This is a genomic window from Actinocorallia populi, assembly GCF_002995495.1.
GTDB lineage: Bacteria > Actinomycetota > Actinomycetes > Streptosporangiales > Streptosporangiaceae > Actinocorallia > Actinocorallia populi.
In genome coordinates this window covers 503,501-528,628 of record NZ_PVZV01000005.1, presented here as the reverse complement: position 1 = coordinate 528,628, position 25,128 = coordinate 503,501, and the positions used below count along the sequence as shown (strand labels likewise).

Sequence of the window (25,128 nt, the reverse complement as noted above, 5' to 3'; positions counted from 1 at the left end):
CTCCGTCCGCGCTGCCGCGCCCCCGGGGCGTCAGCGCGGTCAGCGTAGGAAGAGGCGCGCTTCCCCGAAACCCCGATTTCCCGGTGGGCGGGAGATTCAGTTCCAGGAGGCCATGCGGAACGCCCGTGCGAGCACACGGAGAAAAGCATCCACCAAAAGCCTAGCTTTACTCGGTTTTAAGGATTAGTGTCCCCGGTCACAGACCCCCCACCCGAGGAGACTCCCCCATGACCCCTACCGCGACCTCCCCTCGACGCGGGGCGGGCGGTTCCGGCTTCGGCGCGCGTACGGCCCTGATCCTGGTCTCGCTCCTGTGGTCGGCCCAGCTCCTGTCGGTCATCGGCCTGCTGGCGGGCAACGCCCAGGCCGAGATAGCCGTGCACTTCCAGACCACGCAGATAGCCTGGTTCACCCTGGTCACGGCACTGGTCGGCAGCTTCATCACGCCCTTCGTGCTGAAGGCGGCCGACCTGTACGGCAAGAAGCGCGTCATGGTGGCCCTCACCGTGCTCGGCCTCGTCGGCGACCTGGTCGCCGCGCTCGCCGCGGACTACCCGATGCTCCTCGTCGGCCGGGCGGTGGCCGGCTTCTACGCCCCCATCGTGGCGCTCGTCTACGCCATCGCCCGCGACGTGTTCCCTCCCCGCCTCGTCGGGCCGGCCAGCGGGTTCATCGGCGGCGGGGTCGGTCTGGTGGCGCTCGGCGGCCCGTTCCTGTCCGGCTGGCTCCTGGACGGCTTCGGGTTCCGCGGGGTGCTGTGGTTCCTGGTGGCGGCCACCGCGCTGAGCCTGGTCCTCCTGCTGGCCTTCGTGCCCGAGAGCCCCGTCCGCGGTGAGCGCACGCCCGTCGACTGGCTCGGCGGCCTGCTCTTGGGCGGCGGCCTCACCGCGGTTCTCTACGGCATCGGCAAGGGCACCGAGTGGGGTTGGACCGGCGGCCGGACCCTGGCGTTCGTCGGCGGCGGCCTCCTGGCCCTCGTCCTCTTCGTGATCGCCGAGAGCAGGAGCCCCCACCCGCTGTACGAGCTGTCGATGCTGGCGCGCCGCCCCGTCTGGACGGTGTTCCTCACCACCTCGCTGCTGGCCGGGACGGCCTTCGCCGCCGGGACGGTCAACCAGCTCCTCGGCCTGATGCCGAAGATCCCCACCGTCTCCGACGGCCTGGGCTTCACCGCCACCAAGGTCGCCCTCATCGGCGCCCCCGCGAGCGTCCTGATCATCGTGGTGGCCGTGACGGCCGGCGCCCTCGCCCGGCGCTTCGACACCCGGATCCTGCTGGCCGCCGGAGCGCTGTCCTCCGCCGCCGGGCACGCGCTCCTCTCGCAGTTCCACCACACCGTGACGCAGCTGATGGTCGTCGGCATGCTGAGCGCGGTCGGCATCGGCCTGATCGCCGCCCTCGTCCCCGTCCTGGTCATCGAGGTGGTCTCCCCCGCCGAGCAGGCCCGCGCCAACGGCATGCAGGGCATGCTCCAGGGCGTCCTCCTGTCCCTGGTGACCCAGCTGATCTTCGTCGTCCTCTCCCAGAACGGCACGGTCATGCAGGGCACGCAGTTCTACCTCGACGCCGGATACACCAACGCCTTCCTCCTGGCCGCCGGCTTCTTCCTGGCAGGACTGCTCTCCATCGCGCTGATCCCCAAGGTGAAGCGCCTCGACGAAGCCGAGACCGGTCAGGCGGCCGCCTGACCGCGCTCTCGCACCAGGCCGGGCGCGAGTGCGCCCGGCCTCTTCTCCTGAGCCCTCCCGCAGGAATCGAACCCGATCCAGAAGACAGGACACTCATGACGAACTTCCCCGAAGGCTTCCTCTGGGGAGCCTCGACCGCGGGACACCAGATCGAGGGCAACAACACGCTCAGCGACCACTGGGCGATGGAGCACGTGCCCCGCTCACCGTTCACCGAGCCCTCCGGAGACGCCTGCGACAGCTATCACCGCTTCGCCGAGGACATCGCGCTGCTGGCGCAGGCCGGCCTGGACACTTACCGGTTCAGCGTGGAATGGTCCCGGATCGAGCCCGAACCCGGCGTGTTCTCCCGTGCCGAGCTGGATCACTACCTGCACGTGGTCCAGGCCTGCCACGAGGCCGGAGTGACCCCGGTGGTCACGCTCAACCACTTCACCGTGCCCGCATGGCTCGCCCGGGACGGCGCCTGGAACAACCCCGAATCCCCCGGCAGGTTCGCGCGCTACTGCGAGGCCGTCGCCACCCATATGGGAGGTGCCGTCCCGTGGTACTGCACGCTCAACGAACCCAACCTCGGCGCGATGCTCTCCATGGGCGGCACCATCCCCATGGCCTCCCTCGAAGAGCTGGGGGTGGTGGAGCGGCCCGACCCCGAGGCCGTGCGCGCGTTCGCCGCCCGGATCGGCGGGGACGAGCGCACCGCGACGCTCGGCAACCCCGCCACCTCCGCAGAGGGGATCACCCATCTCATGGAGGCGCACCGCCGGGGCCGCGACGCCGTCAAGCGGGTGGACCCTTCGGCGAAGGTCGGCTGGACCCTCGCGATACCGGACTTCCAGACGATCCCGGGCGGTGAGGGGATCGCCGGCCTGGTACGCGAGAAGTCCCTGGAAGACTTCCTGCTGGTGTCGCGGGAGGACGACTTCGTGGGCGTGCAGACCTATACCCGCGAAGTCCTCGGCCCCGAGGGCCGGGTGCCGGTCCCCGAGGAGACCCCCAAATTCCAGACCGGTTGGGAGATGTACCCGCAGGCCCTGGGCAACTCGGTCCGTCTGGCCGCCCGGGTGGCGCGGGTACCCGTGCTCGTCACCGAGAACGGCATGGCCACAGCCGACGACGCACAGCGCATCGAGTACACGGCCTCGGCTCTCCGCGGCTTGGCGGAGTGCCTCAAGGAGGGTGTCGACGTCCTCGGTTACCTGCACTGGAGCCTGCTGGACAACTTCGAATGGCATTCCGGATATGCCATGACGTTCGGCCTCATCGCGGTCGACCGCGTCACCTTCGAGCGCGCTCCCAAACCGAGTCTCGGTTGGCTCGGCGACATCGCACGGAGCAACGGCGCGTCCTTCTGAGCCGCCTCGGCAGGGCCGGGAAGGAAGGGAGAATTCCTCCCGGCCAGTGGGAAACTCTCCGGTCGTCATCCTGTTTCGTCTGGTCACATGTATTCCAAGTCACATCGCCTTCAGCAGGACGGAACCGTATGGCTGACAGCTCAGACGGCGCTCCGGTGTCGATGATCGAGCGGGTCGTGCACGTCCTCGACGCCTTCGACGGGGTCGCCCGGCTCTCCCTGGCCCAGGTGGTCCAGCGCACCGGGCTGCCGCGCTCCTCGGTGCACCGCATCCTGGACCAGCTCGTCGCGGTCCGCTGGCTCTCGCGGGAGGGCAACGACTACCGGCTCGGCATCCGCATGCTGGAGCTGGGATCGCTGGCCCTCCAGCAGGACACCCTGCACGACGCGGCGCTGCCCGTGATGCGCCAGCTGTACGCCTCCAGCAAGCAGATCGTCCACCTGGCGGTGCTCGACGGCATGGAGATCGTCTACCTGGAGAAGATCGGGAACCCGCCGAACGTGGACCTGCCGTCCCGGATCGGCGGGCGCGCGCCCGCGCACTGCACCGGGGTGGGCAAGGCGATCCTCGCCTACGCCGACGCGGAGGCCGTGCAGGAGGTGCTCGACGGCGGGCTGCGGGCGCGCACGCGTTTCACGATCACCGATCCCGCCCAGTTCGTCCGCGAGCTGCGGCGGATCCGGGAGCGAGGCGTGGCGTTCGACCGCGAGGAGGCGATGCGGGGCGTCGGGTGCGTCGCCGCCGCGGTGCGCGGGCCGGGCAAGGCGGTCGCGGCGCTGTCGGTGTGCGGACCCGTCCGCCAGCTCGACTTCGCCCGGCTGGCGCCCGCCGTCCAGCAGGGGGCACTGCGCATCTGGCGCGCGGTCGGGCTGGGCGCCCCCAAACCCGCCCCGCGCGTCGCCGACGCCCCCGCACCGGGCGACTGGCCCGCCGGAACGCTGGACGCCTGGGCCACCTGGCCCCGCCTGACCGACTGGTTCTGACCTCCGGCGGCGCGGGCGTCCGCGGGACGCCGCCGCTCCCGCCACCAACCGCACATCAGCACTACAGGAGTACTCATGACGTCCAGCCCTCCCGCCTGGGACCACGAGGTCGACGTTCTCATCGCCGGCAGCGGCGCCGGCGGCATGACCGGCGCCATCGCCGCCCACGACGCCGGGCTCTCGGCGCTGCTAGTGGAGAAGGCCGCGTTCTTCGGCGGCTCCACCGCGCTGTCCGGGGGCGGCATCTGGATGCCCAACAACCCCACCCTCAAGGCCATAGGCCGCGGCGACGACCCCGCCGACGTCCGCCGCTACCTCCAGGAGGTCGTGGGCGACCGGGTGTCCCCCGACCGTTTGGACGCCTATGTCGAGGAGGGCCCCAAGGCGCTGGAGATGCTGTACCGGGTGAGCCGCCACATGGACTTCGCCTGGTGCCCCGACTACTCCGACTACCACCCCGAACTGCCGGGCGGCCGCCCGCGCGGCCGCACGATCGAGCCGCTCCCGATCGACGCCAAGCTCCTGGGCGAGGACGAGAAGCACCTCCTCCCCGCCAGCCTCCCCTCGCCGATGGGCCTGTGGTTCACCGGCTCCGAGGGGCGCAAACTCATGCTCGTCCGGCGCACCTGGTCGGGCAAGTGGATGATCCGCGTCGCGGCCTGGCGCGTGGTCAGCAACCTGTTCCGCCGCCGCCACATGAAGACGCTGGGCGCCTCGCTCGCCGTCCGGCTGCGCCTGACGATGAAGGACCTGGGCATCCCGCTGTGGCTGAAAGCGCCGATCACCGAGCTGGTCGTGGAGGACGGCCGGGTCGTCGGGGCGGTCGTCGAACGCGACGGGCGGCCGGTCAGGGTCAGGGCGCGGCACGGCGTCCTGATCGCCACCGGCGGTTTCGACCACGACCCGGAGATGCGCAAGAGATACCTTCCCGAGCTGGGCCGGGACGACTACAGCGCGGGCGCCGCCGCCAACGTCGGCGACGGCATCCGGATCGGCGAGGAGGCCGGGGCCGCCCTGGACCTCATGGACGACGCCTGGTGGATGCCGTCCATCAAGCGGCCCAGCGGGAGCATCTTCCCCCTGGTGACCGAGCGCTGCATCCCCCCCATGGTGATCGTGAACCAGAAGGGCGAGCGGTTCACCAACGAGGCCGCCCCCTACGTCAACTTCGTCCACGCCCAGCTCGAGGGGGGCCACGTGCCCGCCTACGAGATCCTCGACGCCAAGGCCCGCGCCCGGTACCAGTTCGCGGGCATCATGCCCGGCCAGCCCTTCCCGAAGGACTACTACACCTCGGGTCTGGTCGCCAGGGCCGACACCCTGGCCGGGCTCGCCGAGCGGATCAAGGTCCCGGCCGACGCCCTGCAGGCGACGGTCGACCGGTTCAACGTGTTCGCGCGCAACGGCCGCGACGAGGACTTCGGCCGCGGGGACAGCAGGTACGACCACTACTACGGCGACCCGACGCTGCCCAACCCCAACCTCGACGAGATCGGCCCCGGACCGTACTACGCGATCCGGATCGAGGCGGGCGACCTCGGCACCAAGGGCGGCCTCCTCAGCGACGAGCACGGCCGTGTCCTGCGCCCTGACGGCAGCACGATCGAAGGGCTCTACGCCACCGGCAACGCCTCGGCCTCGGTGATGGGCAACGAGTACGCCGGCGCGGGCGCCACCATCGGTCCCGCGATGGCGTTCGCCTACACCGCCATGCGGCACGCCGCGGCGCACCCCGCCGCGGACTGACCGCGAAGAACGCCCCGGCCCTGCCGCCGCGCCGGACGGCAGGGCCGGGGATCTCGTCTTCTCAGGGGCCGCCCCGCTCGCGTCAACACGAAAAGGCCTCCCGGTCACCCGGGAGGCCTTTCAGTGTCGTCAGGCGCGGATCGGCGCCTTGAGGTCGACGTCGCCGACGACCCGGCCGGCGGCGAGGTTCTCCTCGACCTCCTTCAGCCAGAACTCCCTGGCCCGGTCGGTGTCGATCTCGAACTCGAACCGGTTGACCATCTCCGGCGTGACGTCCTCGACGTCCACGTAGAACTGCTCGTACCAGCGGCGCAGCTGGTAGACCGGGCCGTCCTCCTCGCACAGCAGCGGGTTGTCGATCTTGGCCTTGTTCTTCCAGATCTCCACGTCCTGCAGGAAACCCGTCTCCACACCCGAGGCGAAGTCGAGCGCGAACTGCTCGGCATCCTGATCGCTCATGCCCTCGACCTTCTTGACCATCACGCCCCACTGGAGCACGAAGCTGGTCGGCGACACCGGATAGTGGCAGTTGATGAGGACCGTCTCGATCGTGTAGCCCTCCCCGACCGTCTTCATCGGGTTGATCATGTAGGACGGGCCGTAGTAGGCGGCCTCGGACACGTTGTGCGTCTTCTCACCGGCGTAGTTCGTTCCCAGGTTCACGTCGGGCCTGGACTGGCCGTTCATGTACTGCCAGGCGACGTGGCCCTCGAAGACGTTCTTGAAGAACGTCGGGAACGAGTAATGGATGTAGAAGAAGTGCGCCATGTCCACGACGTTGTCGACGATCTCCCGGCAGTGCGACCCCTCGATCAACAACCGGTTCCACGTGAACGACGTCCACTCCGGCGACCCGAACTGCTCGATCTCCGGGATCGTCACCTCAGGCGGAGGCGGATTGCCCTGCGGATCGTTCCAAACATAGAGCTGGCCGTTGCGCTCCAGCACCGGCCACGACTTGGTGCGGGCCCGCGGCGGCACACGCCGGGCGTAAGGGATCTTCGCGCACCGGCCGTTACCCGACCAGCGCCAGTCGTGGAACGGGCAGGCGACCTCGTCGCCCTTCACCTCTCCCTGGGAGAGGTCTCCGCCCATGTGGGGGCAGTAGCCGTTGAGGGTGTTCAGCTTGCCGCTGGTGTCGGCGAACACCACCAGCTTGGTGCCGAACGCCTCCACCGCATGCGGCTTGCCGTCGTTGAAATGCTCGATCAGGCCGAGGCAGTGCCACCCCCGCGCGTAACGCGCGGGGGGCGCCGCCGCCTCGATCACACGGACCTCGGTGTCTCCTTCGGTTCGTACCTCGTTCATGAGAACTCCTGTGATCGGGGTGGGAGGAGCGGAGGGCGGTCAAGCCCCCGGAGGGGTGAACGCCGCCAGAGGTTCGGAGCCGGACCAGTCGTGGCCCCAGTAGCTGTCGGCGGTGATCTCCTCGGCCGTGTAGTGCGTCTCGTCGACGAGCATGCCCTCGCAGCCGTACTCGATGTCCCAGCCGCCGGGGGCCCGAACGTAGAAGGACACCATCTTGTCGTTGGTGTGGCGGCCCAGCGTGGACGAGAGCGAGAAGCCCTGCTTGTTCACGTTGTCCAGGGCGCGGCCCACCGCGTCCAGGGTGTCGACCTCCACCATCAGGTGCACCAGGCCGGGGTCGCCCGTGAACGGGGCGGGGCAGACGGCCAGGCTGTGGTGGCGCCGGTTGACGCCGAGGAAGCGGACCCGCACGTGGTGGCCCGGGGCGACCTCGGCGACCTTCATGGCGCCGCGCGGCAGGAAGCCGAGGACCTCGGCGTAGAAGGCGAGGGTCTCCTCCTGCTGCAGGGCGGGGATGACGACGTGGCCCATGCCCTGCTCGCCCGTGACGAACTTCTGGGCGAGGCCCGTCCGCAGCGGGCTGTGGTCCAGGACCGGGCCGAAGAACACCTCCACGGGGGTGCCCGCCGGGTCCTTGAAGGCGATGGCCTGCTCGACGTCCAGGGCGGTGGCCTCCGCCGGGGAAAGGGCGGTGACCTCGACGCCGGCCTTCTCGACCGCCTCGCGGACGGCGGCCAACGCGTACTGGTCGCGTACCTCCCAGCCGACGGCCAGTACCCGGTCGACGTCCCCGGGCAGGACCGCGAGCCGGTACCTGCGCTCGTCCATGCGCAGGTAGAGGCCGTCGGAATCCGGGCCCGAGCCCTCGGCGAAGCCGAGGCCCTCGAGCGCCAGCTCGCGCCAGCGCGCCAGGTCGCTCGCCTGGACCCGCAGGTAGCCGAGTCCCTTGATATGCGTCATCGCTCCTCCTCTTTCTTCTTCTCCTGGAAAACCCGCCTCCCGTCCAGCGGGAAGCGGGGTTCAGATCATCGAACGGAGCGGTCCCAGCGGCGGCTCGATGTCCAGGTCGGTCAGCGCGGAGACGTGGTAGACGGGGCCGGGCACGTGGATGGCGTGGGCCAGGCCCATGTGCACGTCGCGCCAGGCCCGCTGGATCGGGTTGTCGAGCCGCAGGGCGTTGCCGCCCGAGCGCATGACGATCTCGGTCGTCGCGTGCGCGGCCCGCCAGGCCGCCCGGACCTGGACGCGCCGGCCGGCGGCGCGCTCGCCGAAGGTGATCTGCTTCCCGGCGGCGACCTTGTCGTACGTCCGGCACACGTTGTCCAGGAACCGGCTGCGGGAGGTGGCGATCTCCTCGGCGGCCTCGCTGATCGCGGTGAGCATGTACGGGTCGTCCTTGACCTTCGTGCCGGTGATCTGCGTCCGCCCCCGCTGGTAGGCCAGGCCCAGCGCCAGCGCGCCCTCGGCCATGCCGATCACCGCGGAGGTGATGCCCAGCGGGAAGGCGCAGGAGAACGGCAGGTGGTAGAGCGGGTTGGTGTGCCCCGACGCGGCGACCGCGGAACCGTCGATGACCTTGCCGAACTCGATGGCCCGGTAGTCGGGGACGAAGGCGTCGCGGACGATGATGTCCTTGCTGCCGGTGCCCTTGAGCCCGGCGACCTCCCAGGAGCCCTCGACGATCTCGTAGTCGGAGCGCGGCAGGATCAGGTGCAGGCCGGTGGGCGGCTGGGCGACGTTGCCGTCCCTGTCGCCGAGCATGCCGCCCAGGAAGATCCAGTCGCAGTGGTCGGTGCCGGACGAGAACTGCCAGCGGCCGTTGAAGACGTAACCGCCGTCGACGGGGCGGGCCACGCCCATCGGGGCGTAGGGGGAGGCGATCCAGGTGTCCTGGTCCTCGCCCCAGATCTCCTCCTGCACCTTCGGGTCGGCCAGCGCCATCTCCCAGGGGTGCACGCCGACGATCCCGGCGACCCAGCCGGCGGAGCCGTCCTTCGCGGCGATCGCCATGACCGCCTCGGCGAACTCGCGGGGATGGGTCTCCAGCCCGCCGTGCGTCTTCGGCTGCAGCATCCGGATCATGCCGGAGTCGCGCAGCACCTTGGCGGCCTTGTCGTCCAGCCTGCCCAGCTGCTCGTTCACCGGTCCGAGGGCGGCGATCTCCTCGGCATGCTCCATGATCCTGTCCAGGACGCTTTCGGTCATCCTCGTGTCTCCCGTGGGGTTCGCTCCGGCCGCGCGGCCGGTTTCGGGGTGGGCCCGCTCCAGGCGGGTGCGGGCGCGGTCGTGCTCAGGCCGTGTCCTCGCGGGTCAGGAAGGCGAGTACGACGCTCTCCCAGGCGTCCTTCTGCTCGATCATCACCCAGTGTCCGCAGTCGGGGAAGACGTGCACCTCGACGTCGCGGATGGTGCGCATGGGCAGCAGCGCCATGTCGACGGGGCTGACCCGGTCGTCGCGGCCCCAGGTGATCAGGGTCCTGGCCCTGAGCTTGTGCAGCATCGCCCAGTAGGGCGGGGTGTCGGCCGTCTCGGCGGCCTTCAGCGCCGCCGTCATCGCGGCGCTGCCGTACATGCGGCGGGCGGCGGCCAGGGTCTCGGGGTCGGTGGCCTGCGTCCAGCGCTCCTCGATCAGCTCCTCGGTCACCAGGGCGGGGTCGTAGACCATGGAGTGCAGCCAGCGGACCAGCTTCTCGCGGCTGGGGTCGTCGGTGAACTCCATCAGCAGCTTGATGCCCTCGCCGGGAGCCGGGCTGAAGATGCCGCGCCCGATGCCCCCCACGGTGACCAGGCGGCGCACCCGGTCGGGGTGGGCCAGCGCCACCTGGGCGCCGACGATGCCGCCCATCGAGTTGCCGATCACGTCGACCTGGGTCAGCCCGAGCCCGTCGAGGAACCGGACGACGGCGCCGGAGGCGGCGAGCATCGGATGCTGGTCGGTCGGGTCGCTCACCCCGAACCCGGGGAACTCCAGGACCAGGCACCGAAAGTGCTCGGCGAACCGGGCGAGGTTGCCGCGGAAATTGCGCCAGCCGGTGACTCCCGGCCCCGAACCGTGCAGGAACAGCAGAGGCGGCCCCTCGCCGGCCTCGTGGTAACGCAGCACACCCTGGTCGGTGGCGAGCTCGCGCAGTGTCGATTCGTAGGTCGGCTCCCTTGTCATGGGGCTCCTCGGCTTCCTCGGGGTGGCTTATCCGGAACCTAGGTGCGCACCAAGGCCCCTGACCTCCCCCTCTCCCGCTCACTGGGAGACCTACATCACAGAGTTCTCTGACCGTCGGCCAGTCCCCAGCCGAGGTCACGGTCGTCTCCTTGTGCGCGATGCCGCCGTACGCACCGCGGCACAGGCGGCTCCGACCGCCTGCCCTTTCGGCCACAACGACCACTGCACCGGGTTGGGCGATGTCATGCATATAAGCCCCTCCCGATGAACGGGAGGACCCGTATACATGTGTCGGCGGTCACACCCAGTCTCTCCCTGCACGTAACGCGGGTCACACGGATCGAAGGAGTGCGGGTCGTCATGAGACTGAGCAGGACCACGAAGGTCGGAGGAGCGGTTCTCGCCCTCGCTCTGGCCGCCGCCGGATGCGGCTCCAGCAGATCGGGGGACGCCGTCACCGGGACGGACGGCGCGAACCCCTCCGCCTCCTCCTCGGCGTTCGGCGACCTGGCGTCGCCGTGCGGGCCCGGTTCCGCCAAGGGCGCCACCGGACAGGGCGTCACCGACACCGAGATCAAGATCGGTTACGGCGACGACCGCGGCTTCACCGCCGCTCCCGGCCTGGGCGAGGAGAACGGCGACGCGATCGACGCGATGATCAAATGGTGCAACGAGCAGGGCGGCATCCTCGGCCGCAAGATCACCGGAACGCGTTACGACGCGGCGCTGACCAACGCCGCCTCGGTGGTGCAGAAGGCCTGCGCGTCCGACTTCATGCTGGTCGGGCAGGGCTTCGCCTACGACGAGGCCTCCGAGCCCATCCGGGTCGGCTGCGACCTGCCCACTGTGCCGTCCTACACCGTCGGGCCGAACGCCAACATGGGGCCTGACAAGTTCGAGCCGGTTCCGTTCCCGGTCGACCGCTACAACGCCTCGGGCCTCGCCCAGGCGCTCGAGCTCGTCCCCGAGTTCAAGGAGAGCCCGACGATGGTGCTCTCGGACTCCCCGCCGGTCCAGGCGGCGAGCGCGAAGGTCGCCGCGGTCCTCGGGCAGCTCGGCGTCAAGGTCAAGGACTGCGGCATCAGCATGAGCCAGAACGGCGAGGCGAACTACGTGCCGTTCGCCCAGAAGTTCAAGGACTGCGGCGCCTCCGCCCTCTGGACGAGCAACGGCCCCATCCCCAGCCAGATGGGCCTGTTCGAGGCGCTCGGCCGGGTCGGCGCCAAGCCCCCGAAGGTCGTCGAGTCCCAGTGGTACAGCGAGGTCGCCTCGCAGTGGAACAGCAAGTCCGGTGCGGCCGACGGGCTGATCACCGCCCTGTACTTCCAGCCCTTCGAGAACGCCGAGAAGGTCCCCGCGGTCAAGCAGTACCTCGACCTCGTGCGCGCCGACGGCGGCAAGCCGGCGACGCTGGGCATGTCCGCGGCGTCGGCGTTCCTGCTCTGGGCGACCGCGGCGAAGGGCTGCGGCGACGGCCTCACCCGCGACTGCGTGACCAAGGCGCTGTCGGAGGTCCACGAGTGGACGGGCGGCGGCCTCCACGCCCCGACCGACCCGGGCGGCAACCTGCCGAGCGAGTGCGCGCTGGTCGTCCAGCTCAACGGCGGCACCTGGAAGCAGGTCTCCCCCGAGACACAGGGCGAGTTCGCCTGCGACGAGAGCAAGGTCGTCGAGCTCGACCCCAAGCTCTCGGGCGTGAAGCTGAACGACGACCGGTTGTCGACGGCGTTCCTCAAGAACTGATCCGCTGCCGGCGGTCGGCCCCGGTCCCCTGCGGACCGGGGCCGCGAACGATCGGGATGTGCCTGTGACCACCTTCCTCACCTACACCGCACTGGGCCTGGTGCTCGGCGCGGTCTACGCCATCGCCGCCTCCGGCCTGGTCCTGACCTACAACACCTCGGGGATCTTCAACTTCGCCCACGGCGCGCAGGCGATGATCGGCGCGTTCACCTACTACCAGCTCGACGTGGCGTGGGACCTTCCCGCGGGGGTCGCCCTCGTCGTCGTCCTGGGTGTCCTCGGCCCCGCGATGGGCTGGATCCAGCACGCCCTCATCATGCGCGGGCTGCGCGACACCGAGCAGATCACGCGGATCGTGGTGACGGTCGCGATCATGCTCGGCCTCGTCGCGCTGGCGCAGTGGCTGTGGGATCCGCAGGAGGCCCGCATCCCCGGGATGCTCTTCGGCGTCGACAGGACGGTCACCGTCCTCGGCGTCGTGCTGCGCTACCACGAGGTGCTCTGCCTCGTCATCGCGGTGGCCCTGGCCGTCGGGCTGCGCGTGCTGTTCAACAGGTCGCGGCTCGGGGTGCTCATGCGGGCGACCGTCGACGACCCGGACCTGCTCAGCCTGGCCGGGCACGACCCCGACCGGGTGTCGGCCCGTGCGTGGATGCTCGGATCCACCCTCGCTGTCCTGGCGGGCGTCCTGATCACGCCGGTCATCGGCGGGCCGCTCGAGGCGAACGCGCTGACCCTCCTGGTCGTCGACGCGTTCGCGGCCGCGCTCTTCGGAAGGCTCAAGAGCATCCCGCTCACCTTCCTCGGGGCGATCGTGCTCGGGCTCATGAACAGCTACCTCGTCGCCTACGCGCCGTCCGAGTGGACCTGGGTCGGCAACCTGCGCCAGTCGCTCGCCATGATCGTCCTGTTCGCGATCCTGATCCTGCTCAGGCATGAGCGGCTGCGGGGCACCGCGACCCGCTCCCGGGAGCGCTACGAGGTGCCGACCGTCCGCCGCGCGGTCGTGTGGGGCGGCGTGTTCGTCCTCGCCGTCCTGGCCTTCCGCCAGATCATCGACCCGTCGTCGGTGGGCGTGCTGCAGCTCGGCATCGCCTTCGCCGTCATCGCGCTCTCGCAGACCCTGCTCACCGGGTACGCGGGAGAGCTGAACCTCGCACCGCTGGCCTTCTCGGCCATCGCCACCCTCGTGGCCTTCCACGCGGGGATCCAGGGAGAGGGCCTGGACGCCAGGATGAGCGTCGGCGGCCTGGTCGCCGGGGTCGTCGCGGCGGCGGTGACCGGGGCGATCGTCGCGGTCCCGGCGCTGCGGCTGCGCGGACTCTACCTGGCGCTCGCGACGCTGGCCTTCGGCGTGTTCGTCTCGTCGATGATCCTGCGCGACATCCAGGAGCACACCCTCTTCGGGAAGACTTTCGCGATCTTCCCGAACGGCAACCTGCTGTTCCCGCGGCTGGCGATCGGGCCCGTCGACCTCGCGGACGACGACGTCTTCCTGATGGTCACCGCAGTGCTGTTCGCGGTACTCGGCGTCGGGCTCGTGGCGCTGCGCAACAGCGGCTACGGCCGCCGCCTCGCCGCGATGAAGGACAGCCCCGCGGCCTCGGCGATGCTCGGCCAGCGGCTGCTCCGGCTCAAGCTGACCGTCTTCGCGCTCTCGACCGCGATCGCCGGGCTCGGCGGCATCCTGATGTCGATGGGCCTCAGGTCCGTCACCAAGGAGCACTTCGTCTTCACGATGAGCCTGTCGCTGGTGATGCTCGCCGTCATCGGCGGCATCGGGTACGTCAGCGGCGCCCTGTTCGGCGGGCTGATCGCCGGCGCGGGGCTGACGGCGATCGTGACGCTGCTGAGCGACACCGCGACCGAGCACCCGCAGTTCGAAGAATCCCTCGGGCTCGTCTCCCACATCATCCTGGTGGGTGCCGGGCTCGCCGGGATCGGGATCGCCCAGAACCCCAGCGGCATCCTCCACGACGTCTTCGCGGCCCAGCGGCGGCTGGCGAAGGCGCCCGAGATCCGGTACGGCGCCCTCGCTGTCCAGTGCGTGCTCTACGCGCTGGCCTGGTTCGACGTCCTGGGGACCGGGACGTTCGTCCTCCTCAGCCTGGTGCTCTGGCTGAGCCTGCCGTCGATCGGGGCGGCGCTGCGGCCGGAGAAGGTCTCGGGCGGCTCCGCGCGGCCCGTGCCTCCCGAGCTGATCGGGATCGACTCCGACTACCCGCCCGGCCTCGCGGACAGGCTGGACGAGCAGCTCGGTGTCAACGCCCTGCGAGACAGGAGAGGAGTGTCCCATGCCGGTGCTTGAGACCCAGGGCGTGAGCGTCCGGTTCGGTGGGAACGTCGCACTGCGGGACGTCAGCCTCACCATCGAGCCCGGCCGGGTGACGGGGCTCATCGGCCCCAACGGCGCGGGCAAGACGACCATGTTCAACTGCGTCACGGGCATGCAGACGGTGGCGTCCGGACGTGTCGTCTTCGACGGCAGGGACATCACCGGCCTCGGGCCCGGCGGCCGTGCGCGGCTGGGCATGGCCCGCACGTTCCAGCGGCTGGAGCTGTTCCTGTCGCTGAGCGTGCGGGACAACATCCGGGTCGCCGGGGACATCGTGCGCGCGAACACGCGGCACCGGATCGACGTCGAGGCCGAGACCGACCGGGTCCTCGAACTCGCCGGTCTCGCGGACATCGCCGGCGAGAACGTCGCCGAGATCCCGACGGGCCGCGCGCGGGTCGTCGAGGTGGCCCGCGCGCTGATGACGCGGCCGAAGCTCCTGCTGCTCGACGAGCCCGCATCAGGGCAGACCGAGCAGGAGAGCGAACGGTTCGCCGACCTGCTGCGCGAGCTCGCCGCCGACGGCATCGCCGTCTGCCTGGTCGAGCACGACCTCCCGCTCGTGATGTCGCTCTGCTCCACGATCCACGTCCTCGACCACGGGACGCTCATCGCCTCCGGAACCGCCGCCGAGGTGCAGCGCTCCCCCGAGGTCATCGCCGCCTACATCGGAACGGAGGCCGTCGCATGACGATTCCCGAAGTACCGCCGGTCGTCGAACTGCGCGGCGTCCACGCGGCGTACGGCGACATCGAGGTCCTCCACGGCATCGACCTCACCGTGCCCGCCGGGTCGGTGGTCGCCCTCCTCGGGCCGAACGGCGCCGGGAAGACGACGACGATGAAGATCGTCAGCGGGCTGCTGCGCCCCACCGCGGGGCATCTGCGCTTCTCGGGGCGCGACGTCACCGGCATCACGGCCGTGGAGGCCGCCGGTCTCGGCGTGTGCTCGATCCCGGAGGGCCGGGGGGTGTTCGCCAACCTGACGGTCCGGGAGAACCTGTGGGTCTCCGCCGGGGAGCGCGCCTCCCTCGACGACATGGAAGAGGTGGCGTACGCGCGGTTCCCCCGCCTGAAGGAGCGGCGGAGCCAGCTCGCCGGTTCGCTGTCGGGCGGCGAGCAGCAGATGCTGGCCCTCTCCCGAGCGCTGGGGACGAATCCGGCCGTGCTCCTGCTGGACGAGCTCTCGATGGGGCTCGCCCCCATGGTGGTCTCCGAGATGTACGAGGTCGTCGCGGGCCTGGCCGCCGAGGGCGTCTCGATCCTCCTCGCCGAGCAGTTCGCCCGCATCGTCCTGCCGCTGGCGGACCAGGCCGTCCTGATGGTGAACGGGCACGCCGTCCGCACCGGCCCCCCGGCCGAAATCGAAGAAGAACTCTCCACGACCTACCTGGGAGGCTGACATGCCCAACGACACCCGCCGCACCGAGTTCCACGAGTCCGTCGCGGCACACGGGCTCAAGACCGGTTCGGCCAAGACCGACCGTCCGATCCGCGTCATCGGCGCCCTGATGATGATCGCCGGCGTCGTCGGCGCATTCGTCGCCTACAGCGCCTCGCTCTCGCAGAGCGATCTGCGCGACATCGCGTCGAGCCAGGTCCTCGCGATCGCCTTCGGCGTCGTCGCGATCGTCGGCGTCGGCTTCTACCTGGCCGCGGCCATCGCCCAGGTCCTCCGCCTGTGGCTGCTCCGCCAGCTCGTCGACAGCAAGGAGCGCACCGACCAGCTCGCCGCCGCGCTGCTCCCCCTCGCCAAGGCCGACGAGACCGCCGACGTCACGTCGTGAGCCCGTGGCCCCTCGTCCCCTCCACAACGGCGAAGCCACCGCCGGGTCCCGGACCCGGCGGTGGCTTCGGCCCATGGCGGACGCTACATGTGGATCGACCCCGCGGTGAGGCCGCCGTCGGCGATGAACTCCGAGCCCGTGCAGAAGCTGGACTCCTCGCCGGCGAGGAAGACCATCAGGGCGGAGATCTCCTCCGGCGCGGCCAGGCGCTTCAGCGAGTTCTGGTTCCGGTCGATCTCGGTCACCCCGTGCTCGGCGGCCTCTCCGGCGATCATCGGGGTCATGACGGCGCCCGGGTGCAGGGAGTTCACCCGCACGCCGTGCTCGGCCAGCTCCAGGGCCGCGGACTTGGTGAGGCCGCGCAGGCCCCACTTGGAGGCGGTGTAGCCGTGCATCCCGGCCACTCCCTCCATGCCCGCCGCGGAGGAGACGTTGATCACCGAGGACGGGCGGGCGGCCGCCAGGGCGTCGCGGGCCGCGGTCAGGCCGAGGAACGCGCCCGTCAGGTTGATGTCCAGGATGCGCCGCCACTGCTGCTCGGTGTAGGCGCCCAGCGCGCCGCCGTCGAGGATGCCGGCGTTGTTCACCAGCACGTTCAGCCTGCCGAAGCGCTCCACGGCCGTCTTCACGGCGGCGTCCCACTCTTCGGCGACGGTGACGTCCAGGTGGACGTAGGCCGCCGCGTCGCCCAGCTCCGCCGCCAGCTTGAGGCCGGGTTCGTCGGCGATGTCGCCCAGTACGACCTGGGCGCCCTCGGCGACGAAGGCGCGCGCGTGAGCCGCCCCCATGCCTGAGGCCGCTCCGCTGATCAGGGCCACCCGGCCCGCGAGTCGTCCGCTCATACTCGTTGCTCCTCCTCGGGGGGGTTCCCGGCTCAGGCCAGGACGCAGTGGGTCTTGGTGAAGATCGTCGGCATGCACTTGTTGCAGTGGATGCACAGGGACGGGGTGGCCGGCTCCTTCTGCATGCGGTTGAGCAGGTCGGGCTCGCGCAGCAGGGCGCGGGCCATCGCCACGAACTCGAAGCCCTCGGCCATCGCCTTGTCCATGGTGGCGCGCTGGCTGATACCGCCCAGCAGGACCAGCGGCAGCTTCAGCGCGGCGCGGAACTGGCGGGCGCTCTCCAGGAGGAACGCCTCCTGGTAGGGGTACTCGCGGATGAACTTCTTGCCGACCAGCTGCACGCCCAGTTTCATCGGCTGGGGGAAGGTCTCGGCGAACTCCCGGATGGGGGCCTCGCCGCGGAACAGGTACATCGGGTTGAGCAGGGAGCTGCCCGCGGTGAGCTCCAGGGCGTCCACGCTTCCGTCGCGCTCCAACCACTGGGCGACCTGGAGGCTCTCGTCCAGCCAGAAACCGCCGGGCACGCCGTCGTCCATGCCGAGCTTGGCCAGGATCGCGATGCGGTCGCCGACGGCCTCGCGCACGGCGCGGGCCGCGCCGAGGGCGACCTTGGCGCGGTTGGCCAGGGAGCCGCCGTATTCGTCCTTGCGCTTGTTGACCTTCGGGCTGAGGAACGAGCTGGCGAAGTAGTTGTGGCCCAGGTGGATCTCGACCGCGTCGAAGCCCGCCTCTATCGCCAGGAGCGCGGCGTCGGCGTGCGCCTTGGTGATGCGCTCGATGTCGGCGGCGGTGGCCCGGTGGATCTTCTGCATGGACAGCGGGCTGAACGTGGCGGTGGGCGCCAGCGCGGGCACGCGGTTGGACTTGCCGTTGGCGACCGGCCCGGCGTGGCCGATCTGCGCGGAGACCGCGGCGCCCTCGGCGTGCACGGCCTCGGTCAGGCGGCGCAGCCCCGGCAGGGCCTCGGGCCGCATGAGGATCTGGTCGTACTCGGTGCGGCCTTCGGGCGCCACCGCGCAGTACGCCACCGTGGTCATGCCCACGCCGCCGGCGGCGTGGGCGCGGTGAAACTCGATCAGGTCGTCGCTGACCAGCGCGCCCGGAGCCATGTGCTCGAAGGTCGCGGCCTTGATGACGCGGTTGCGCAGGGTGACCGGGCCCAGCTGGGCCGGGGCGAAGACATCGGGGGTGGGCATGCGTCCTCCAGGGGTTCAGAAGGTCATCGGGGTGGGCTGGGCGTCGGTCCGCATGGCCGCGTCGGTGCCGCCGTCGACGTACAGGACGGCTCCGGTGGTGTAGCGGGCCTCGGGCTTGAGGAACTGGTGCACCCAGAAGGCGATGTCCTCGGGGCGTCCGAAGATCCCCAGCGGCATCGGGGTGGGGAACTCGTCGGCGTTCAGGTCCTCCTCCTTGCCGGTGGAGCCGAGCATGAGGGGGGTGAGGACCGCGCCGGGCGCGATCACGTTGAGCGTCACGCCCTGGCGCGCCCACTCGGGGGTGACGGCGGTGCGGCGGACCCAGCGGGCGATCGCGAGTTTGGAGGAGGCGTAGGCGCCGATCGACGGCACGATCGCGGTGATCTCGGCGGGCATCGCGGCCTGGGCGGCGTCGGCGTGCTCGCGGGCGGCCGCCTCGTCCCCGGCGAGGGCGAGCTCCACCAGCTCGTCGTCCACCAGCGGGACGGTGGAGGCCGAATTGGAGCCGATCACGACGGCGCGTCCGGCGCCCGAGGCGGCCAGCGCGGGGCGCAGCGCCTCCAGCAGGGCCACGGTGCCGAAGTAGTTGATCGACATGACTCCGGCGGCACTCGGCATGTCCGGCCCGACGCCCGCCACCGCCGCGACGCCGTCGAGGGTGCCGCCGCTGATCGCGAGGATCTGCTCGGCCGCCGCGGCGCGGCCCTCCGGCGTGCTCAGGTCGGCGATCACCTGCGCGTCGCGCAGGTCCACACCGATCACGGTGTGCCCTTCTGCGGTGAGCAGGGCCGCGGTCGCGGCGCCCATGCCCGAAGCCGATCCGGTGACGGCGAAGATCGCCATCTCCCACCTCGCTCTCGCTCCGGCTCCTGGACCCTCCAGGGGCCAATCATCATTCAATCAATGATTGACCGATGATTGCGCAAGGTGTGGTGCAATGACCAGATGTCCGATGAGATTTCTTCGACCCGCGACCGCCTGCTGGCCGCCGCCGAGCGGCTCTTCCTGGGCAAGGACCCCGAGCAGGTCTCCGTGCGCGCCATCAACGCCGAGGCCGGGCTGAACCCGGGAGCGGTCCACTACCACTTCGGGTCGAAGGAGGGGCTGATCGCCGCACTGCTGGAACGCGAACTCGTCCCGGTCTGGGCCGACCGCCTGGCACCGGTGGTCCACCGGTCGGAGCACCCCGAGGAGGGCGAGCCGTTCTCGGTCGCCGACCTGGTGGCGGCGATCGTCCAGCCGTTCGAGGAGCTGATCCGCACCGAGAAGGGCCGGATGCTCTGCCATCTGCTGGCCTGCACCGCCCTGCCCCGGTGGCGGATGCCGATCTCCTCCCCCTGGTTCAGTTCGGCGCCGTTCGAGGTCATGCTCGGCCGGGCGATGCCCGAGCTGTCGGTCCGCGATATCTCCGAACGCTGGCGGCTGACGTTCACCCTCCTCCTAGAGATCTACGGCTACGCCTCAGCCCCCTCCTCCTCCCAGCCCGCCGTCCGCTCCGAGACCGTCACCGCCTTCCTCACCGCCGGGTTGACCGCCCCCGTCCGCTGAAGGCCCCCGGCCTTCAGCGGACGGGCGCCGTTCACTGGTGGGCGCCGCCGTCGACGCGGATCTCGGTGCCGGTGATGAAGGCACCGTCGTCCGAGCCCACCATCGCCACCACGCCCGCGATGTCCTCAGGCCGGCCGAAGCCCTGGCCGATCACCGCGTTGAGCTTGAGGAAGAGGTTCCAGTCGACGTCCTCGGGCACCAGCGAGGCGATGTTGTTCGTGATGCCGCTGCTCACCCCGCCGGGCATGATGTTCACCGCCCGCAGGCCCTGCTTGGCGTACTCCTGGGCGATGGAGTGGGTGAACGACAGGATGCCCCCCTTGCTGGCGGAGTAGGCCGCCATGTACGGGTGGCCGAACTGCGCGGAGGTGGAGCTGAAGTTCACCACCACGCCGCGGCCGGACTCCAGCAGCGCGGGCAGCGCCGCCCTGGTCATCAGGAACGTGCCGGTCAGGTTGATCCCGATGACCCGGTTCCACAGGTCCAGCTCGCACTCGTGGGTGTGCGCGCCGCGCAACATCCCGGCGGCGTTGACCAGCACGTCCAGGCCGCCCAGGCCGGTGATGGCGGTGGCGACGCCCTCGTTCACCGCGGTCTCGTCGGAGATGTCGATCACGTCGGTGACCAGACGTCCGCCGTTCCCGGCCTCCGTCGCCAGCCGCGCGGTCTCCTCCAGACCCTCCTTGGCGACGTCCACCGCCACCACCCGGCCGCCCTCGGCCAGCAGCCGCAGCACGATCGCGCGGCCGATACCCGAGGCCGCACCCGTCACCAGCACGCGCCGGTCGGCATAACGCTTCATCAAGTCCTCCTGATGGGTCCACAACGGAACTTCCGCGGGGAGCACTCGGCGGAATCCGCTCCGCCGGGCCGTCCCGGATCGTCGAGATGCGGATCCGCGCTCGTCGACGGACGATGGCCGCCGGAACGTCGATCCGCGGCCCACCGGCCCCGCGGCGTGACCAGTCTAAAACCAAGTCAGCCTCGGTTTTAGCCTTGACTGCGCCCAGGATCGTCTCTACTCTCACGAGAGAGCGGGCAGGCCGGACGCCCTCCGCCCCCGGACGAATTCACTCGAGGAAGAAAGGGTCACGGACCGCGCCCGTCCGCGATCCATGCCGATAGACGGCGGACCCTTCTCCCCTTCACCGTTTCCGGCCTCGGACCGAAGAAAAACACCGCTATCGCGCCGTATCGCCTCCGCAAGCGGAGACGCTTTCACCCGGCACGCCCTTCGGCCACTACCGTGAAATGTGCGGCGCCCCTGAGAAGCGTCTGCGGTACACACTCGCACTGAGCCCGAAATGGGCCTTGAACCGGCGGGCGAAATGGTTCGGGTCAGGCCATCCGACGGCCTGGCCGATCTGCACGATCGGCTGGTCGCTCCGGACGAGCAGAGCGGCGGCCGCCTCGGCCCGCTGCCGGGCGAGGTAGGTCATCGGAGGCACTCCGACCGCCGACTTGAACAACCGCACCAGCGAACCCGGCACCAGATGAAGCTCTCCGGCCAGCTCCGCCAGGGTCCAGCGGTGGGCCAGCCTTCCCTCCATGAGCCGCATCGCCTCGGCGACGGCGGGGTGGGGCGGCGAGGCGGGTGCAAGCGCGTCGGCTCCCGGCCCGGCCACCGCCCTGGCCAGGCAGCCGAAGAGCAGCGCGAGCCGGCCGACGGCGTCGCCCCGGTGCAGGTGAACGGGCTTGGCCTGCAGCTCCGCGAGCGCTTCCAGATGCGAGAGTCCTTCCTGCAGAGCGGCTCCCTCGAGACGGGTCGTCAGCATGCCCCGCCTGTCCAGCGCATAGGGCCCGGTCCACAGCAGGTGCCCCAGCAGCGGGTCCTCCCGAGCCCAGGCCAGCTCTCGCCCCAGCAGGCCGGGACCGAAGCAGCAGTTGTGGAGGACCAGGCCCGCACACTCCTCGTACTCGTGCCAGACGCCCGGCCGCAGCAGGACCACGTCACCGGCGGTCAGATCCCGGCGGCCGGCCTGCGAAAGGTGCGTTCCTCCGCCCTCGGCGACCACGGCGATCTCCACGAAGCTGTGCGTGTGCGCCGGATAGGAGTCCTCATGGACGTGCCGTCCGGCGTAGACGAGCGAACCATCGGTGAAATAGACCAGCCCGCTCGAGTCCGAAATCGGCGCGGCATTCATACGGGAACACTACCCCGGCAGGGCACATCTTGTTAATTCCATGCTAACGACGGTTAATTTTGGCCTACCGGATGGACGCCCGCTGGGCGGATCATCTCTCACTACACCATGTGGAGCGGTGCTCGATCAGCCCTCCCAAGGATTTATCGCAATACTCAATTCTGGATGAGATCTTGACGATGGCACACGCTCCCGAGGCCGCGGCCGTAACGCGGCCGCCGGTCCGCCCCGGGCCGGAGCGGCCCTTCCCGCGAAGAAGACGGACCACGAGGTACGGCCCCCTCCGTTCGGTCTCGTGGTGGTTCCTTCTCCCGGCTCTGGCGCTCTACCTCTACGTGGTCCTGGCGCCCTCGCTCCGAGGGGCCGGCTACGCCTTCACCGACTGGACCGGGCTGGGATCGCAGGTCTCGTTCACCGGGCTGGAGAACTTCAGGAAGGTCCTCGACGACCCGGCCGCACGAGACGCCCTGTGGCAGACGCTGCTGATCACCGTGGTCATCACGGTGGCGCAGAACGCCATCGGCCTGCTGCTCGCGCTGGGCGTGGACTCCCGGATCAGGAGCCGCAACCTCCTGCGCGTCCTGTTCTTCGCTCCGGCGGTGATGACCCCGGTCGTGACGGCCTACCTGTGGCGCTACATGTACGCCCCGGAGGGGGCGTTCAACACCGCCCTGGAGACGCTGGGCCTCGGCTCGCTGACGCAGAACTGGCTGGGGGACCCGGACCTCGCGCTCTGGTCGGTCGCCGCCGTCGTCATCTGGCAGTTCTCCGGATACTCCATGGTCATCTTCCTGGCCGGGCTCCAGAGCGTGCCCCGCGAACTGCACGAGGCGGCGGGAGTGGACGGCGCCGGCTCCTTCCAGCGCTTCTGGCACATCACCCGCCCCCTCCTCGCTCCCGCGACCACGATCAACCTGATGCTGTCCATGATCGGCGGCTTCAAGCTCTTCGACCAGGTCTACGTCACCACGGGCGGCGGCCCCGGCCACGCGACCGAGACCCTCTCCACCCTGATCTACAAGAACGCCTTCCAGTTCGATGAGTACGCCTACAGCACCGCGCTCGCCGTGCTCCTGGCCATCGTCGTCGCCGCCGTCTCCGCCGGGCAGTACCGCGGGCTCCAGCGGCAGAAGGGCATGTCATGAAGCGCTACACGGCCCGGACGGCCCTGCTGGAGGCCGTCATGATCCTGGCAGGGCTCGTCTTCGCCTTCCCGATCTACATCCTGGTGAACCTCTCGGTGCGCGGCGCCGACGACGCCTCCTCCCCTGTGGCGCCGACCCTCTCCCCCACCCTGGCGAACTACGCGGAGGCGTGGCGCGCCGCCGGACTGGCCTCGGCCCTGGTCAACAGCATGGCCGTCACCGTGCTCAGCGTGGTGGTGATCATCATCGCCTCGGCGATGGCCGCCTACCCGCTGGCCCGGGCGACCGGCCGCTGGCCCCGCTGGGCCTTCCTCCTGTTCGCCATCGGCCTGCTACTGCCGGCGCAACTGGGGATGATCCCCCTCTACCAGAGCATGCGGGACCTCGGCCTACTCGGCTCCGTGTGGTCGCTCGTGCTCTTCTACTGCGGCCTTCAGATCCCTTTCAGCGTCTTCCTGTACACGGGATTCCTCCGGGCGGTCCCGGCCGAGTACGAGGACGCCGCCGCCGTGGACGGTTGCGGCCCGGTCCGCGCCTTCTTCTCCGTCGTGCTGCCGCTGCTGCGTCCCGTCACCGGGACGGTCGCCGTCCTCAACGCGATCTTCATCTGGAACGACTTCCTCACCCCGCTGCTGTACCTGTCGGGCAGTTCGCAGCAGACGGTCCCCGTCGCGGTCTTCCAGTTCGTGGGCCAGTACGTCGCGAACTGGCACCTGGTCTTCGCCGGCCTGGTGATCAGCATCATCCCGATCCTCGTCGCCTACTTCCTGATGCAGAAGCGGATCATCCGCGGCTTCGCGGGTGGGCTCAAGGGCTGACGGGCGCCCCCTCCCGTGAACTCCGAGAAAGAGAACCGATATGAACCGACCCCTCCTCGGCGCGCTCTGCGCGGTCATGACAGGCATGGCCCTGACGGCCTGCAGCAACACGAGCGGCATGTCCGGTGACGGCTCCGTCCTGCGCGTCGCCTCGAACTCCAGCGAGAAGATCTCGCTGGACGCGGCAGTCGCGGCGTTCGAGAAGGCCAACCCCGGCATCGACGTCCAGACGACCTACGCCGACACCGACCCCTACCTGAGCACTCTGCGCACCCAGCTCTCCGCGGGCACCGGCCCCGACGTCTTCTACGCCTTCCCCGGCAACGGCAACGCCGGCTCGATCCAGGTGCTGGCACCGGCCGGATACCTGGCCGACCTGTCATCCCGGTCCTGGACGGCGAACATCCCCGACAGCGTCAAGACGGTCACGCAGGTCGACGGCAAGCAGTACGTCCTGCCCGTCACCTTCACCGGCATCGGCGCGGTCTACAACAAGAAGGCGCTCCAGGAAGTGGGGGTGTCGGAGCCCACCACGTGGTCGCAGGTGCTCGACCTGTGCGACAAGGCCAAGGCCGAGGGCGGGTACGCCTTCGCGCTGGGCAACCAGACCCCCTGGGTGACCCAGCTCATCGACTACGCCCTGGTCGCCACGCTCGTCCACGGCGAGGGCTCCACCTTCGACGCCGACCTCGCCGCGGGCAGGGCGACCTTCGCCGGCTCCGGCTGGCACAAGGCCATGGAGCAGTACCTGGAGATGAACGAGCGCGGCTGCTTCTCCAAGGACCCGCTCGGCACTCCCGTCGAAACGGCGCTCAAGCAGGTGGGCCAAGGCGAGGCGGTGGCCGCCGTCCAGGTCCTGGCCACGGCCGGGCAGATCAAGGACGCCGCTCCCGAGGGCACCGAGTTCGGCATGTTCCCGCTGCCGGCGACCGACGACGCGCAGGAGACCAGGATGCCGGGCGCGGTCGGCGCCTCCTACGCCGCCAACGCCAAGGCCGCGAACGCCGAGGCCGCCGGGAAGTTCCTCGACTTCCTCGCCCAGCCGCAGAACACCAACGACTATGCGGCGAAGAGCAACTCCGCACCCGCCATCCCCAACGACGCCTTCGCCCCGGACCCGGCGTTCAAGGCCCTGCTCGAGCACCAGAAGGCCGGCCGGACCGTGCCCTTCATGGACCAGCTCTGGCCCAACCCCAAGGTCCAGCAGGCCCACCTGTCCGGCGTCCAGGACCTCTTCTCGGGTGAGTCCGAGCCGAGGGACGTCCTCGCCGAGATGGACGAGGCCTACAAGAACGACTGACGGCACCACCCCACACCATGAGGAAGGAACC

At 70.1% G+C, this 25,128-nt stretch carries 22 protein-coding genes; 13 read left to right on the top strand and 9 right to left on the bottom strand.

Features of this window, described 5'->3' with window-relative positions; all coding sequences use genetic code 11:
• The first annotated feature begins 227 nt into the window (after window positions 1–227).
• The 4 genes from C2865_RS22520 (at window position 228) to C2865_RS22505 (ending at window position 5,772) form a co-directional block, all read left to right on the top strand.
• Complete coding sequence (locus C2865_RS22520) at window positions 228–1,688, top strand: MFS transporter (protein ID WP_106400524.1); 1,461 nt, start codon at window positions 228–230, stop codon at window positions 1,686–1,688.
• A gap of 95 nt (window positions 1,689–1,783) precedes the next feature.
• A complete protein-coding gene (locus tag C2865_RS22515) occupies window positions 1,784–3,043 on the top strand; it encodes a glycoside hydrolase family 1 protein (protein ID WP_106400523.1) in 1,260 nt (419 codons plus the stop codon).
• A 128-nt stretch (window positions 3,044–3,171) separates the two neighbouring features.
• Window positions 3,172–4,026 carry an IclR family transcriptional regulator gene (locus tag C2865_RS22510; protein ID WP_106400522.1) on the top strand — a complete coding sequence of 285 codons (855 nt, stop codon included), beginning with the start codon at window positions 3,172–3,174 and terminating at the stop codon, window positions 4,024–4,026.
• A 75-nt stretch (window positions 4,027–4,101) separates the two neighbouring features.
• The gene (locus tag C2865_RS22505) at window positions 4,102–5,772 is read left to right on the top strand and encodes an FAD-binding protein (protein WP_106400521.1); all 1,671 of its coding nucleotides are present in this window, start codon (window positions 4,102–4,104) and stop codon (window positions 5,770–5,772) included.
• 129 nt (window positions 5,773–5,901) lie between these two features.
• On the opposite strand, the gene C2865_RS22500 is transcribed toward C2865_RS22505, so the two are convergent.
• The 4 genes from C2865_RS22500 to C2865_RS22485 form a co-directional block, all read right to left on the bottom strand.
• Entirely contained in the window at window positions 5,902–7,080 is a 1,179-nt protein-coding gene (locus C2865_RS22500) for a 3-ketosteroid-9-alpha-monooxygenase, oxygenase component (protein ID WP_106400520.1), read from the bottom strand.
• Window positions 7,081–7,119: 39 nt separating this feature from the next.
• Window positions 7,120–8,040, bottom strand: a complete 921-nt coding sequence (gene bphC, locus C2865_RS22495) for a biphenyl-2,3-diol 1,2-dioxygenase (RefSeq protein ID WP_106400519.1) — start codon at window positions 8,038–8,040, stop codon at window positions 7,120–7,122.
• Window positions 8,041–8,100: 60 nt separating this feature from the next.
• Window positions 8,101–9,285 (bottom strand): acyl-CoA dehydrogenase family protein, encoded by a 1,185-nt coding sequence (locus tag C2865_RS22490; RefSeq protein WP_106400518.1) that lies wholly within the window; start codon window positions 9,283–9,285, stop codon window positions 8,101–8,103.
• Between the two features lie 85 nt (window positions 9,286–9,370).
• On the bottom strand, window positions 9,371–10,240 hold the full coding sequence (locus tag C2865_RS22485) for an alpha/beta fold hydrolase (protein ID WP_106400517.1): 870 nt from the start codon (window positions 10,238–10,240) through the stop codon (window positions 9,371–9,373).
• 360 nt (window positions 10,241–10,600) lie between these two features.
• Between C2865_RS22485 and C2865_RS22480 the strand changes: the two genes are divergently transcribed.
• The 5 genes from C2865_RS22480 to C2865_RS22460 are packed head-to-tail and all read left to right on the top strand — an operon-like array spanning window position 10,601 to window position 16,104.
• Window positions 10,601–11,983 (top strand): ABC transporter substrate-binding protein, encoded by a 1,383-nt coding sequence (locus C2865_RS22480; RefSeq protein ID WP_106400516.1) that lies wholly within the window; start codon window positions 10,601–10,603, stop codon window positions 11,981–11,983.
• 58 nt (window positions 11,984–12,041) lie between these two features.
• Entirely contained in the window at window positions 12,042–14,291 is a 2,250-nt protein-coding gene (locus C2865_RS22475) for a branched-chain amino acid ABC transporter permease (protein WP_232835757.1), read from the top strand.
• Entirely contained in the window at window positions 14,278–15,009 is a 732-nt protein-coding gene (locus C2865_RS22470) for an ABC transporter ATP-binding protein (RefSeq protein ID WP_106400514.1), read from the top strand. The genes C2865_RS22475 and C2865_RS22470 overlap by 14 nt, the downstream gene beginning before the upstream one ends.
• Window positions 15,006–15,719: an ABC transporter ATP-binding protein gene (locus C2865_RS22465; RefSeq protein ID WP_106400513.1), complete on the top strand. Its 714-nt coding sequence runs from the start codon at window positions 15,006–15,008 to the stop codon at window positions 15,717–15,719. The genes C2865_RS22470 and C2865_RS22465 overlap by 4 nt, the downstream gene beginning before the upstream one ends.
• A gap of 1 nt (window position 15,720) precedes the next feature.
• Entirely contained in the window at window positions 15,721–16,104 is a 384-nt protein-coding gene (locus tag C2865_RS22460) for a hypothetical protein (protein ID WP_106400512.1), read from the top strand.
• Between the two features lie 83 nt (window positions 16,105–16,187).
• On the opposite strand, the gene C2865_RS22455 is transcribed toward C2865_RS22460, so the two are convergent.
• From C2865_RS22455 to C2865_RS22445, 3 genes are read right to left on the bottom strand one after another with little or no spacing between them, the layout of a single operon-like run.
• Window positions 16,188–16,946, bottom strand: coding sequence for an SDR family oxidoreductase (locus C2865_RS22455; RefSeq protein WP_106400511.1), 759 nt, complete (start codon window positions 16,944–16,946; stop codon window positions 16,188–16,190).
• Window positions 16,947–16,978: 32 nt separating this feature from the next.
• A complete protein-coding gene (locus C2865_RS22450) occupies window positions 16,979–18,142 on the bottom strand; it encodes an NADH:flavin oxidoreductase (protein WP_106400510.1) in 1,164 nt (387 codons plus the stop codon).
• A gap of 15 nt (window positions 18,143–18,157) precedes the next feature.
• A complete protein-coding gene (locus tag C2865_RS22445) occupies window positions 18,158–18,985 on the bottom strand; it encodes an SDR family oxidoreductase (protein WP_106400509.1) in 828 nt (275 codons plus the stop codon).
• 102 nt (window positions 18,986–19,087) lie between these two features.
• On the opposite strand from C2865_RS22445, the gene C2865_RS41500 reads away from it, so the two are divergent.
• A complete protein-coding gene (locus C2865_RS41500) occupies window positions 19,088–19,690 on the top strand; it encodes a TetR/AcrR family transcriptional regulator (RefSeq protein ID WP_106400697.1) in 603 nt (200 codons plus the stop codon).
• 31 nt (window positions 19,691–19,721) lie between these two features.
• Here C2865_RS41500 and C2865_RS22435 read toward each other — a convergent pair whose 3' ends face one another.
• Window positions 19,722–20,492 carry an SDR family NAD(P)-dependent oxidoreductase gene (locus C2865_RS22435; protein WP_106400508.1) on the bottom strand — a complete coding sequence of 257 codons (771 nt, stop codon included), beginning with the start codon at window positions 20,490–20,492 and terminating at the stop codon, window positions 19,722–19,724.
• A 439-nt stretch (window positions 20,493–20,931) separates the two neighbouring features.
• Window positions 20,932–21,834: an AraC family transcriptional regulator gene (locus C2865_RS22430; RefSeq protein WP_106400507.1), complete on the bottom strand. Its 903-nt coding sequence runs from the start codon at window positions 21,832–21,834 to the stop codon at window positions 20,932–20,934.
• A gap of 179 nt (window positions 21,835–22,013) precedes the next feature.
• Between C2865_RS22430 and C2865_RS22425 the strand changes: the two genes are divergently transcribed.
• From C2865_RS22425 to C2865_RS22415, 3 genes are read left to right on the top strand one after another with little or no spacing between them, the layout of a single operon-like run.
• Window positions 22,014–22,979, top strand: coding sequence for a carbohydrate ABC transporter permease (locus C2865_RS22425; protein ID WP_106400506.1), 966 nt, complete (start codon window positions 22,014–22,016; stop codon window positions 22,977–22,979).
• Complete coding sequence (locus C2865_RS22420) at window positions 22,976–23,797, top strand: carbohydrate ABC transporter permease (protein ID WP_106400505.1); 822 nt, start codon at window positions 22,976–22,978, stop codon at window positions 23,795–23,797. The genes C2865_RS22425 and C2865_RS22420 overlap by 4 nt, the downstream gene beginning before the upstream one ends.
• A gap of 40 nt (window positions 23,798–23,837) precedes the next feature.
• The gene (locus C2865_RS22415) at window positions 23,838–25,097 is read left to right on the top strand and encodes an ABC transporter substrate-binding protein (protein WP_106400504.1); all 1,260 of its coding nucleotides are present in this window, start codon (window positions 23,838–23,840) and stop codon (window positions 25,095–25,097) included.
• Window positions 25,098–25,128: the final 31 nt, after the last annotated feature.

What these genes read in the sequence shown, in the direction of transcription:
- C2865_RS22520 (WP_106400524.1), top strand. Translation starts at nt 228, where the DNA reads ATGACCCCTACCGCGACCTCCCCTCGACGCGGGGCGGGCGGTTCCGGC.
- C2865_RS22515 (WP_106400523.1), top strand. Translation starts at nt 1,784, where the DNA reads ATGACGAACTTCCCCGAAGGCTTCCTCTGGGGAGCCTCGACCGCGGGA.
- C2865_RS22510 (WP_106400522.1), top strand. Translation starts at nt 3,172, where the DNA reads ATGGCTGACAGCTCAGACGGCGCTCCGGTGTCGATGATCGAGCGGGTC.
- C2865_RS22505 (WP_106400521.1), top strand. Translation starts at nt 4,102, where the DNA reads ATGACGTCCAGCCCTCCCGCCTGGGACCACGAGGTCGACGTTCTCATC.
- C2865_RS22500 (WP_106400520.1), bottom strand. Translation starts at nt 7,080, where the DNA reads ATGAACGAGGTACGAACCGAAGGAGACACCGAGGTCCGTGTGATCGAG.
- bphC (WP_106400519.1), bottom strand. Translation starts at nt 8,040, where the DNA reads ATGACGCATATCAAGGGACTCGGCTACCTGCGGGTCCAGGCGAGCGAC.
- C2865_RS22490 (WP_106400518.1), bottom strand. Translation starts at nt 9,285, where the DNA reads ATGACCGAAAGCGTCCTGGACAGGATCATGGAGCATGCCGAGGAGATC.
- C2865_RS22485 (WP_106400517.1), bottom strand. Translation starts at nt 10,240, where the DNA reads ATGACAAGGGAGCCGACCTACGAATCGACACTGCGCGAGCTCGCCACC.
- C2865_RS22480 (WP_106400516.1), top strand. Translation starts at nt 10,601, where the DNA reads ATGAGACTGAGCAGGACCACGAAGGTCGGAGGAGCGGTTCTCGCCCTC.
- C2865_RS22470 (WP_106400514.1), top strand. Translation starts at nt 14,278, where the DNA reads ATGCCGGTGCTTGAGACCCAGGGCGTGAGCGTCCGGTTCGGTGGGAAC.
- C2865_RS22465 (WP_106400513.1), top strand. Translation starts at nt 15,006, where the DNA reads ATGACGATTCCCGAAGTACCGCCGGTCGTCGAACTGCGCGGCGTCCAC.
- C2865_RS22460 (WP_106400512.1), top strand. Translation starts at nt 15,721, where the DNA reads ATGCCCAACGACACCCGCCGCACCGAGTTCCACGAGTCCGTCGCGGCA.
- C2865_RS22455 (WP_106400511.1), bottom strand. Translation starts at nt 16,946, where the DNA reads ATGAGCGGACGACTCGCGGGCCGGGTGGCCCTGATCAGCGGAGCGGCC.
- C2865_RS22450 (WP_106400510.1), bottom strand. Translation starts at nt 18,142, where the DNA reads ATGCCCACCCCCGATGTCTTCGCCCCGGCCCAGCTGGGCCCGGTCACC.
- C2865_RS22445 (WP_106400509.1), bottom strand. Translation starts at nt 18,985, where the DNA reads ATGGCGATCTTCGCCGTCACCGGATCGGCTTCGGGCATGGGCGCCGCG.
- C2865_RS41500 (WP_106400697.1), top strand. Translation starts at nt 19,088, where the DNA reads ATGTCCGATGAGATTTCTTCGACCCGCGACCGCCTGCTGGCCGCCGCC.
- C2865_RS22435 (WP_106400508.1), bottom strand. Translation starts at nt 20,492, where the DNA reads ATGAAGCGTTATGCCGACCGGCGCGTGCTGGTGACGGGTGCGGCCTCG.
- C2865_RS22430 (WP_106400507.1), bottom strand. Translation starts at nt 21,834, where the DNA reads ATGAATGCCGCGCCGATTTCGGACTCGAGCGGGCTGGTCTATTTCACC.
- C2865_RS22425 (WP_106400506.1), top strand. Translation starts at nt 22,014, where the DNA reads ATGGCACACGCTCCCGAGGCCGCGGCCGTAACGCGGCCGCCGGTCCGC.
- C2865_RS22420 (WP_106400505.1), top strand. Translation starts at nt 22,976, where the DNA reads ATGAAGCGCTACACGGCCCGGACGGCCCTGCTGGAGGCCGTCATGATC.
- C2865_RS22415 (WP_106400504.1), top strand. Translation starts at nt 23,838, where the DNA reads ATGAACCGACCCCTCCTCGGCGCGCTCTGCGCGGTCATGACAGGCATG.